Raw genomic sequence first — 10,133 nt, 5'->3', positions numbered from 1 at the left:
CGCAGAGTTTCGGTGGTTATAGCGTCGCGGGGAACGCCCGGTCCCATTCCGAACCCGGAAGCTAAGCCCGACAGCGCCGATGGTACTGCAACCGAAGGGTTGTGGGAGAGTAGGACACCGCCGAACATTACCTGAAGGAAAAGGGCCCTGCCCGGTCGAGAACCCCCTGGTTCTCCCGGGTAGGGCCCTTTCTCTGTTGCCCAACCACACGACGCGTCGGCACCGACCGAGCGTCGCAGCCCGTACAGGTACCGGACTGCCGCCTCCGCGGTTCCTCCCGAGGCTCCCACCGTTGCGCCGCGAACTCCACACACCCGCCGCGGCACGTGGGAAGAAATCTTGCCCCGGTCGAGAGCCCTCCCCCCCGCGCCCAGCCAAACCCCACGACAGCCTGCGGACAGGCACCGACCCCAGCCGTCCCCGCGATGAGAGCGAGGGACCTTTACTACCGTCCGGCGATAGCAAAGGTCCCTCGCTCCTGTTCGGGGTCGTCCGTAGGCTGGACTGGTGACTTCACCGCGCTTGCTGATCGTCCAGCCGTCGGAGTTCGACCCCGTGGGAGCGCTCGGGGACTGGCTCCTGGAGGCGGGCGCTGAGTTGGACGTTCGGATCCCCGGCCGCGAGGACCTGCCGGCCGACATCGAGGGTTACGGAGGGATTATCTGTCTGGGCGGCGAGATGGGTGCGCTCGACGATGCCGCGCATCCGTGGCTCGTGGATGTTCGGCGGTTGCTCGCTCGCGCCGCCTCCGCCCGGCTCCCGACGCTCGGGATCTGCCTGGGCGCCCAGCTGCTCGCTGTGGCGACAGGTGGCGCGATCGAGGTCGGTTCCGAGGGGCCGGAAGTCGGGCCCGCCCTGGTCACGAAGAAGGACGCCGCGTGGACGGATCCGCTCTTCGCCGAGCTGCCTCTGATCCAGGACGTCATGCAGTTTCACAACGACGTGATCACCCGGCTCCCCGCAGGTGCCGAGCTGCTGGCCTCCGCGCCGCGGTACCCGCACCAAGCGTTCCGATTCAACCGTTGTGTCTACGGTGTCCAGTTCCATATCGAGACCACTCCGGACATCGTGGCCCTGTGGGCTGCGGATGAACCCGAAATGGCGGAACTCACCCGACCGGGCGTGTTCGAGCGGGACGCGTTGATCGCATCGCACGCGGACATCGCCGAAACCTGGCGGCCGTTCGCGCACCGGTTCGTCCAGCTGGTCAAGGGCGAACTCGAGCCTGCTGCGGACAGTCAACGCACCTTGCCTCTGGCTTAACGGCGTAGGTCTCGAATACATACGGGCCGTTAACGGTTCACCCGACCGGTCAGGTACTTTGCGGGAGGTATCCCCACAGTGTTCGGAGGTCGGGGTGCAACCCTCGCTGCTGGTCGTGGTCGTAGTCGTCACGGCTCTCGTTTTCGATTTCACGAACGGCTTCCACGACACCGCGAACTCGATGGCGACGTCCATCGCGACAGGAGCACTGCGCCCACGCGTCGCCGTCGCCATCTCCGCGGTGCTGAACCTTGTCGGTGCCTTCCTCTCGGTGGAGGTCGCGAAGACGATCTCCAGCGGCCTCGTCGATGACACCAAGGTCGGCCCGGCCATCGTGTTCGGAGGTCTGATCGGCGCCATCGTCTGGAACCTGCTGACCTGGTTCGTCGGCCTGCCATCGAGTTCCTCGCATGCACTCTTCGGCGGACTGATCGGCGCCACCTGGGTGTCGGCGGGCTCGGACTCCGTCCACTTCGGCAAGATCGTCGACAAGGTGCTGCTTCCGGCCGCCGCGTCCCCCGTCATCGCCGGCTTGGTGGCGGCGGCCGTGACATACCTGGTTTACCGGTTCCTGGTCCGGCGCCGTCCGGCGAGCAAGGGATTCCGGATAGGACAGATCGTGTCCGCCTCTCTGGTCTCGCTGGCACACGGGACCAACGACGCACAGAAGACGATGGGCGTCATCACCTTGACCCTGGTCTCCGGAGGTCTGCTTCCCTCGGGCGCCGCTCCACCCGTATGGGTGATCATCAGCGCGGCCTGCGCGCTGGCGCTCGGCACCTACCTTGGTGGCTGGCGGATCACGCACACCCTCGGCAAAGGTCTCACCGATATCGAGGGCCCCCAGGGATTCGCCGCGCAAACCAGCTCGGCCCTGGTCATCCTGGTTTCCTCACGGCTTGGCTTCCCGCTCTCGACCACCCATGTCTGCTCCGGCGGCATCATCGGCTCCGGGGTCGGACGCCGCGAGGCACCGGTCCGCTGGCGGATGGCGGGACGCATGGTGATTGCCTGGCTGTTCACGCTGCCCGCCGCTGCGATCGTGGGAGCAATCGCGGGCAAAACCGCCTCGCTCGGCAGCGCGGGCACCATCGTGGTCGGCGTGGTCGGTATCGCGGTGGGCCTCGGGATCTACCTGCTGTCACGCCGTCGCCCCATCACCGCTCACAGCTTCCACGTCCCCGAACCCTCCGCTCCCGACGCCGAACCCCGCCAACTAGCCGCCTGAGGAGCAAGGGACCTTTGCTACCGCCCGGCGATAGCAAAGGTCCCTTGCTCCTCAGGGCTCGGGAGCGGCGGCTCGGCTACGGTAGGGCGCGATGGCAGACCGCGCTCGACTGACCGCATCCGCGGCGAGGTACGGCTTCACCGACAGCCGGGCCGAGGAGCAGCTTCGTGCTGCCGGCTGGTGGGACACGGCCGGGCCGAGCGCGGCGGCGTCCGACGTGTTGTCCGCATTGTCCCGCGCGGCGGATCCGGATCTGGCCCTCCGTGGTCTCGACAGGATCCGTGAGGCGGACGGGGCGGGTTGGACGGAGCTTGACGAAGCACTCCGCGAAAACCGGACCTTCCGGGGCCGTCTGCTGGGTGTGCTCGGTACGTCCAGCGCGCTTGTCGACTTCCTCGCCGCCAACCCGCCGAGCTGGCACTCACTCACCGGCAAGAACTGCACCGACCCGGCCTGCTACGCCGAGTTGCTGATGAAGCAACTGCGCCGTCCCGACGGCACCCTGATCACCGGGAACGAGGCCGAGCAGGTTCTTCGCTTCGCCTATCGCGAACTGATCCTCGGCATCGCTGCGGCGGACCTCGGCCACCTCGTCGAGCCGGGCCTGGAACATCCGCACTACGTGGAGGTCGCGAGCCAGCTGACGCAGCTGGCCGAAGCCGCTTTGATCGTCGGTCTGGCGGTGGCGGAAGCAGAAGTCGGTGCGAAAGCGGATGACACACTCGCGGTCATCGCGATGGGTAAATGCGGCGGCCGTGAACTCAACTACGTCAGTGACGTCGACGTCATCTTCGTCGGCGGTGCCGACCTCGCTGTCAGCACCCGCCTGGCCAGCACGATGATGCGCGTCGTCGGCAACGCCTGCTTCGAAGTCGATGCGGCGCTGCGGCCCGAAGGCAAGTCGGGCGCGTTGGTCCGGACACTCGACGGTCATGCCGGCTACTACAAGAAGTGGGCCAAGACCTGGGAGTTTCAGGCGTTGCTCAAGGCACGGCCGGTCGCGGGCGACGCCGAGCTGGGACGGCAGTACAGCGAGATGGTCGCACCCCTCGTGTGGTCGGCCGCCGATCGGGACAACTTCGTCGCCGAGGTGCAGCAGATGCGCCGCAGGGTCGAGGGCCACGTCCCGTCGGAGCATGCCGAGCGCGAGCTCAAACTCGGTCGCGGCGGCCTGCGTGACGTCGAATTCGCGGTACAGCTGCTCCAGCTCGTCCACGGCCGGATCGATCCGGACCTGCGTTCACCGTCCACTATGGATGCGTTGGCCGCGTTGGGAGAGGGCGGCTACGTCGGGCGCCAGGACTCCGCCGAGCTCGGCGCCTCCTACGAGTTCCTGAGGACCGTCGAGCATCGGCTGCAACTGCGCCGCCTGCGGCGAACCCATTTGTTCCCGGAAGCGTCGGATCTTGATGAGCTACGGATCCTGGCGCGTGCGATCGGAGTGCGCCCCGCGGGCGGCAAGAGCTCCGGTGAGGTGCTGCTCGCCGAGTTCCGGCGACATGGCCAGGGCATCCGCAAGCTGCACGAGAAGCTGTTCTACCGGCCGCTGCTGCAGTCGGTGGCGAACGTGCCGACCGAGGCTCTGCGGCTCACCACCAAGCAGGCTGCCAGCCGTCTGGCCGCGCTCGGCTATGCGGCGCCGGACGGCGCGCTTCACCACATCAAGGCACTGACCGCGGGTGTCTCCCGGCGAGCCGCGATCCAGAACGCCTTGCTTCCCGTGCTGCTCGACCTGCTGGCGGACACGCCCGACCCCGATCGGGGGCTGCTGTCCTACCGCAAGGTGTCCGAGGCCCTCGAGGACACACCCTGGTACCTGCGCGTCCTGCGGGACGAGGGCGCAGTGGTCGAGCGCTTGGCCTTCTTGCTCGGCACTTCGCGGCTCGTGCCGGACCTGCTCGCGCGGGCGCCTGAGGTGTTGCAGTTGTTGGGCGACCCGGCTCGGCTCACCGGCCGCACTCCCGCCGAAGTCGCGACGTCGTTGCGAGCCGCCGTGCGCCGGCAGCCCGGGCTGAACGCCTCGGTGGCGGCAGCGAGGTCGTTGCGGCGTCACGAGATGCTGCGGGTCGCCTGTGCCGATCTTCTCGGGCTACTCGACGTCCAGCGGGTGTGTGAGGCGCTGTCCAGTGTGTGGGTGGCGGTGCTGCAAGGAGCGTTGGCGACGGCGAACCGCCAACGGCAGGCCGAGCTCGGCCGCACGCCCGCCGCGATCGCGGTGATCGGTATGGGACGTCTCGGGGGTGCTGAACTCGGCTACGGTTCCGACGCCGACGTCCTGTTCGTGTGCGAACCGACCGAAGGTGTATCCGATGCGGACGCGGTGCGTTTCGCCTCGTCCGTCGCGGAGACGGTACGGAAGATGTTGGGCGCGCCGAGCCTGGATCCGGCATTGGTGGTGGACGCCGACCTGCGTCCCGAGGGGCGCAGCGGACCGTTGGTGCGGACGCTGGAGTCCTATCGGGCGTACTACGCGCGCTGGGGTGAGGTGTGGGAGGCACAGGCCCTGCTGCGTGCTCGATTCATCGCGGGGGACGCCGATCTCGGCGAGCGCTTCGTCGCGATGCTCGACCCCGTTCGTTACCCGGACGGCGGACTGGATGCCGCTCGTGTACGGGAAATCCGGCGGATCAAGGCACGCGTGGAGACGGAGCGGATGCCGAAGGGTGCTGATCCGACCCGGCACACGAAGCTCGGCCGGGGCGGCCTGGCGGATGTCGAATGGACGGTGCAGCTCTTCCAGCTTCGGCACGCGCACGAGGTCGACGCCTTGCGGACCACATCCACTCTCGAAGCGCTCGCCGCACTCGAAACAGCTGGCTTCGTCGCCGTGGCGGAGGTCGAATCCCTGACCGAGGCGTGGCTGCTCGCGACCCGGGTCCGGAACGCGGGAATGCTGGTCCGGGGCAAGGCCGTCGACGAGATCCCCAGCTCCGGACGCGACCTGACCGCCGTGGCGAGAGTCCTCGGCTACGCCTCCGATGACGACCCCGGCGAGTTCCTGGATACCTACCGACGCATCACCCGCCGCGCCCACACCGTCGTCGAGCGCCTGTTCTACGAAAGCTGACCCTCACCTTCGAGGGAAGCAAGGGACCTTTGCTATCGCCGCGCGGCAGCAAAGGTCCCTTGCTTCCTCTGCGCGAGGTCGGGACGCGACGCTTACAGTGGGCGGGTGACTGAGCGCGAACCATTCCGGACCCGGGTGAAGGTCCGCCACTACGAGCTGGACACTCTGGGCCACCTCAACCACGCCGTCTACCACTCATATGCCGAGGTGGCCCGGCTGGAGCTGATGGAGCTGGCCGGAGGGCTCTCGGGAGGGTTGCACGAGGAGAAGCTCGCATCGGTCATGCTTGAGACGCACGTCGTCTTTCGCCGCGAGCTGCGGGCGGGAGATGTGGTTGACGTCACTTGCGATACCACGTTCGGGAGCGGCAAGACATTCCACATGAACTCGAGCATCGTCAAGCTTGATGGGACCTTGGCCGCCGAGATCACCTGCACCCTGGGGCTGATGGATCTTGAGCGCCGCAAGCTCGTCGATGATCCGCGTGGGCGTTTCGAGCGTGCCGGTGTCGATATCAAGGTGTTGTCGACCGCCGACTGAAACGCCTGCTGGGCAACAAAAACGCCGGTGGCGAGGGCGTTACCGCTCCCCGCCACCGGCGTGGCTGTTGGTGCTACCGCTTGATCACACGTCGTAGTACAGCGAGAACTCGTACGGGTGCGGACGCAGCCGCAGCGGGTCGATCTCCTGCTCGCGCTTGTAGGAGATCCAGGTCTCGATCACATCGGGGGTGAACACGCCGCCTTCGAGCAGGTAGTCGTGGTCGCCTTCCAGCGTGTCGAGCACCGTGCCGAGGTCTCCCGGAACGAGCTTGACGTCCTTGGCCTCCTCCGGCGGAAGCTCGTAGAGGTCCTTGTCGATCGGCTCCGGCGGCTCGATCTTGTTCTTGATGCCGTCGAGGCCAGCCATCATCATCGCCGAGAACGCGAGGTACGGGTTGCCAGACGAGTCCGGGCAGCGGAACTCGGCGCGCTTCGCCTTCGGGTTGTTGCCCGTGATCGGGATACGCACGCAGGCGGAGCGGTTGCGCTGCGAGTAGACCAGCGAAACCGGCGCTTCGAAGCCCGGCACCAGGCGGTGGTAGGAGTTCACCGTCGGGTTCGTGAAGGCCAGCAGGCTCGGTGCGTGCTTGAGCAGGCCGCCGATGTAGTGGCGCGCGGTGTCCGACAGGCCGGCGTAGCCCGACTCGTCGTGGAACAGCGGCTGGCCGTCCTTCCACAGCGACTGGTGGCAGTGCATGCCCGAGCCGTTGTCGCCCGCGAGCGGCTTCGGCATGAACGTCGCGGTCTTGCCCGCCGCGAACACCGTGTTCTTCACGATGTACTTGAACAGCTGCAGGTCGTCCGCGGCGTGCAGCAGCGTGTTGAACTTGTAGTTGATCTCGGTCTGGCCGGCGGTGCCCACCTCGTGGTGCGCGCGCTCGATCTCGAAACCGATGTTCGTCAGGTTGCGGACGATGTCGTCGCGCAGGTCGGCGAAGTGGTCGACCGGCGGCACCGGGAAGTAGCCGCCCTTGAACTTCGTCTTGTAGCCCTGGTTGCCACCCACCTCGTCGGCGCCGGTGTTCCACCAGCCCTCGACCGAGTCGATCTCGTGGAAGGAGGCGTGCTCGGCCGAGTCGAAGCGGATCGAGTCGAAGATGTAGAACTCGGCTTCGGGGCCGAAGTACACGTTGTCGGCGACGCCGTACTCGGCGATGTACTGCTCGGCCTTGCGCGCGATGTTGCGCGGGTCACGGCTGTACGCCTCGCGGGTGAACGGATCGTGCACGAAGAAGTTGAGCGCCAGCGTCTTGGCCTTGCGGAACGGGTCGATCCGCGCGGTCGCCGCGTCCGGCAGCAGCAGCATGTCGGACTCGTGGATGGACTGGAAGCCGCGCACCGAGGAGCCGTCGAACGCGAGACCCTCTTCGAAGGCCTCTTCGGTGAAGGCCTTCGCGGGGACCGTGAAGTGCTGCATCACGCCGGGCAGGTCGCAGAACTGGACGTCGATGACCTCGACGCCCTCATCGGCGATGAGGCGCTGGATGTCGTCTGGAGTAGTGGGCACCCTCGGTGACTCCTTCTTGTTCGAGCTCGTACGGCAGTGCTCTCTTCGGCTCACGCTAAGAGCGCGGTGTTGCCCGACCGTCACCCGTATGTTTCGCCGGTGTTAACGGGTCGGTGCATACCGGGTAGTCGACCAGGGCGAATGCGACCTGCGCCACCGGCATACCCTGGATGGGTGGCGAGATGGACCGGCGAATGGCTGCCCGGCACCGGCGACGGTGCCGCGGCGGGGGACCAACATGCTCCGCGCTGGCGTGGCGAGTCTTTCGGCCTGCCCCAAGACGGGGTCGGTTCGGTGGCCGGTGGTGGGGCGAGACTGCTGGGGCTCGTCATCGACCTGGTTCTAGCGGCGCTGGTCACGGCTATGTTCGTCCGGCCGAACCTGCAGGATCCGGCCATGATGCAGACGTTCAACCAGTGGTCGGTCGTCGTCTGGGCGATCATCACAGTCGTTTCGGCCGCATTCTTCGGCTTCACCCCCGGGATGGGCGCAGTCGGGATCCGTGTCGCCCGCCTCGACGGCGCGTCGATGGTGGGCCTGTGGAGAGCAGTCGTGCGCACGGCGCTCACTTTTGTGATCATCCCTGCGGCGGTGCGAAACGCCGACGGCCGCAGCTGGCTCGATCGCTTGACCGGAACCGTAGTCATCCGTATGCGCTGAGCTCGTGAGGGGAAGCAAGGGACCTTTGCTTCCCCTCACGCGCTGTGCCCGACCGCAGACGTCAGGCGGCCGCACTGGGGCTGCGGGCGGAAATGTGTGGCGGTGGCCGTTGTGCCGCGCGCTGGTATGCCACGCGAAGGTCCCGGATCGCGGACAGTGGCTGGTCGCGCAGCGTGGACGGGCGAAGGCGTACCAGGATGAGCCTATCGGTGACTGGGTGGATGTCCTTGCGTTCACTCGCGGGGTCGGCGTTGAGGTCGTCGATGTCGATCTGTACCGCCAGACCGACGTTCGGCCACCACGCTTCGACGTTGCCGAGGACACCACCGGACTCGTCCTCCAGCACGACGTGCCAAATCGGCTGGGGAAGGCCGCTCTTCTCAAGGACGTCGCGGAGCCATCGTTCGGCTGCGTCGTGGACACCAGCGCTGATCTCCTGGACGACGAGCCGGGGGAGTGCCGAACCGATGGTGCTGGCCTGCGTCAGCTCCTTGCGGAGCTCGAGCGGATCACAAAGCCCGCGGTAGACCGCGTCGGCGATCATCGCGCGCACGCTGGCCAGTTTGTCCATGCGCCTGGCCGCGTCGATCAATGCCCTCGCCAGTGGAGCGACCGGTAACCCGCCGACATCGACCGGGGCGGGGAGGTGGATCGTCCGTTCGGTGATCGCGAATCCCCAGGTCGCGACTTTGCTCTCGTGCGGAATCAGCGTGTGAACCCGCGGTTCGGCAGGCAGACTGCGCACTCCGTGGAGCCGTGCGGCGTGAACGCCGGTGAGCATCGAGTCCGGTCCGGCGTGGGTCAGGGCCGCGCGAAACAACTGACGAGCAGTCGGCTCCCGGTTGGTAAAAACGATCACACCGGGTATCGGGCGTTGCCACGGTCCGTTGCCCCGGCATCTGCGCGAGATGGATGAGTGGGACAAGCCGAGGGCGACGAGTTTCGCCCGGGCGGCGACGCCGTCCGGGAACAGGTCTTCCAGCAGCTCCGGCTGGAGGCCTTTCATGCCCACACCGCCATGATGCGACCACAGACCGACAGTTTTGCGTGAAAACGGAGCAAGGGACCTTTGCTGCCGCTCGACGGCAGCAAAGGTCCCTTGCGCTGCTCGCGGGCTAGCGGCGGCGGATGGTGCGTTGGACGTTGCGCATCTTGGCGCCGGCGGGCATGGGGCCCTTCGGCATGGCGGCGCCGCGGTTGCCGAGGGCGGCCAGCTTCGCCTCGAGGGCGTCGACCTGGCCCGGCTTGAGGTTGCGGGGAAGCTTCATCAGGTATGCCTGAAGCTTCTTCAGCGGGATCTCGCCCTCTTCGTGGCCGATGATCACGTTGTAGATCGGGGTGTCGCCGACGAGCCTGGAGACGCGCTTCTTCTCCTGGGCGAGCAGGGCCTTGACCCGGTGCGCGGCTCCCTCGGCGACCAGGACGACGCCGGGGCCGCCCAGGACGCGGTGCACCGCGTCCAACTGCGTCGTCGCGGCGACCGTGGGGGTGACCTTCCAGCGGCCACGGAGGTTCTCCAGCGCCCAGGCCGCGGCGCCCGGCTGGCCGTCCGCCTTCGAGTAGACGGTCCGCTGGACCCGTCGCCCGAAGAGGATGACGGCCGCGAGCACGCCCAGCACGATGCCGAAGGGCAGCAGCGCCCACTGGATGCCGAAGATGAAACCGATCCCGAACACCACACCGGTGACGACCAGGATCGCGCCCACCATCAACGGGATGAGCGCCTTGTCTTCCTTGCGCTGCATCTTGAAGGCCTCGAAGATCTGCCCCCGCCGGGCCTTGCCCGCCGCGCGCTTCTCCTTCTTGGCCTGCTTCGCCGCTTCCTTGTCCAGCTTTCCCGCCATATGACCAGGATACGGCCGCGTG

8 protein-coding genes and 1 rRNA gene are annotated in these 10,133 nt (G+C 67.2%); 6 read left to right on the top strand and 3 right to left on the bottom strand.

From position 1 onward, the window contains the following. Nucleotides 1–8 precede the first annotated feature (8 nt). From rrf to ABD987_RS30565, 5 genes are all read left to right on the top strand, one after another. Nucleotides 9–126, top strand: a 5S ribosomal RNA gene (rrf, locus tag ABD987_RS30585). Between the two features lie 381 nt (nucleotides 127–507). Continuing rightward, nucleotides 508–1,263 carry a type 1 glutamine amidotransferase gene (locus ABD987_RS30580; RefSeq protein ID WP_345401649.1) on the top strand — a complete coding sequence of 252 codons (756 nt, stop codon included), beginning with the start codon at nucleotides 508–510 and terminating at the stop codon, nucleotides 1,261–1,263. Between the two features lie 94 nt (nucleotides 1,264–1,357). Continuing rightward, complete coding sequence (locus ABD987_RS30575; protein WP_345401646.1) at nucleotides 1,358–2,491, top strand: inorganic phosphate transporter; 1,134 nt, start codon at nucleotides 1,358–1,360, stop codon at nucleotides 2,489–2,491. Between the two features lie 91 nt (nucleotides 2,492–2,582). Continuing rightward, a complete protein-coding gene (locus ABD987_RS30570; protein WP_345401643.1) occupies nucleotides 2,583–5,558 on the top strand; it encodes a bifunctional [glutamine synthetase] adenylyltransferase/[glutamine synthetase]-adenylyl-L-tyrosine phosphorylase in 2,976 nt (991 codons plus the stop codon). A 105-nt stretch (nucleotides 5,559–5,663) separates the two neighbouring features. Further along, entirely contained in the window at nucleotides 5,664–6,098 is a 435-nt protein-coding gene (locus ABD987_RS30565; protein ID WP_345401640.1) for an acyl-CoA thioesterase, read from the top strand. A gap of 84 nt (nucleotides 6,099–6,182) precedes the next feature. Here the strand turns inward: ABD987_RS30565 and glnA are convergent, their stop codons facing one another. After that, nucleotides 6,183–7,607, bottom strand: a complete 1,425-nt coding sequence (gene glnA / locus ABD987_RS30560; RefSeq protein WP_345401638.1) for a type I glutamate--ammonia ligase — start codon at nucleotides 7,605–7,607, stop codon at nucleotides 6,183–6,185. Between the two features lie 270 nt (nucleotides 7,608–7,877). Between glnA and ABD987_RS30555 the strand changes: the two genes are divergently transcribed. Continuing rightward, nucleotides 7,878–8,267, top strand: a complete 390-nt coding sequence (locus ABD987_RS30555) for an RDD family protein (RefSeq protein WP_345401721.1) — start codon at nucleotides 7,878–7,880, stop codon at nucleotides 8,265–8,267. A gap of 61 nt (nucleotides 8,268–8,328) precedes the next feature. Here ABD987_RS30555 and ABD987_RS30550 read toward each other — a convergent pair whose 3' ends face one another. Beyond that, on the bottom strand, nucleotides 8,329–9,273 hold the full coding sequence (locus ABD987_RS30550; protein ID WP_345401718.1) for a hypothetical protein: 945 nt from the start codon (nucleotides 9,271–9,273) through the stop codon (nucleotides 8,329–8,331). 109 nt (nucleotides 9,274–9,382) lie between these two features. Next, on the bottom strand, nucleotides 9,383–10,111 hold the full coding sequence (locus ABD987_RS30545) for a DUF4191 domain-containing protein (protein ID WP_345401635.1): 729 nt from the start codon (nucleotides 10,109–10,111) through the stop codon (nucleotides 9,383–9,385). Nucleotides 10,112–10,133 lie beyond the last annotated feature (22 nt).

Source organism: Amycolatopsis samaneae, assembly GCF_039541975.1.
In the GTDB taxonomy this organism is placed as follows: Bacteria; Actinomycetota; Actinomycetes; order Mycobacteriales; family Pseudonocardiaceae; genus Amycolatopsis; species Amycolatopsis samaneae.
This window is presented reverse-complemented; position numbering and strand designations above follow the sequence as displayed.

Coding starts and splice junctions, on each gene's coding strand:
- ABD987_RS30570 (WP_345401643.1), top strand. CDS start 2,583: ATGGCAGACCGCGCTCGACTGACCGCATCCGCGGCGAGGTACGGCTTC.
- ABD987_RS30550 (WP_345401718.1), bottom strand. CDS start 9,273: ATGAAAGGCCTCCAGCCGGAGCTGCTGGAAGACCTGTTCCCGGACGGC.
- ABD987_RS30545 (WP_345401635.1), bottom strand. CDS start 10,111: ATGGCGGGAAAGCTGGACAAGGAAGCGGCGAAGCAGGCCAAGAAGGAG.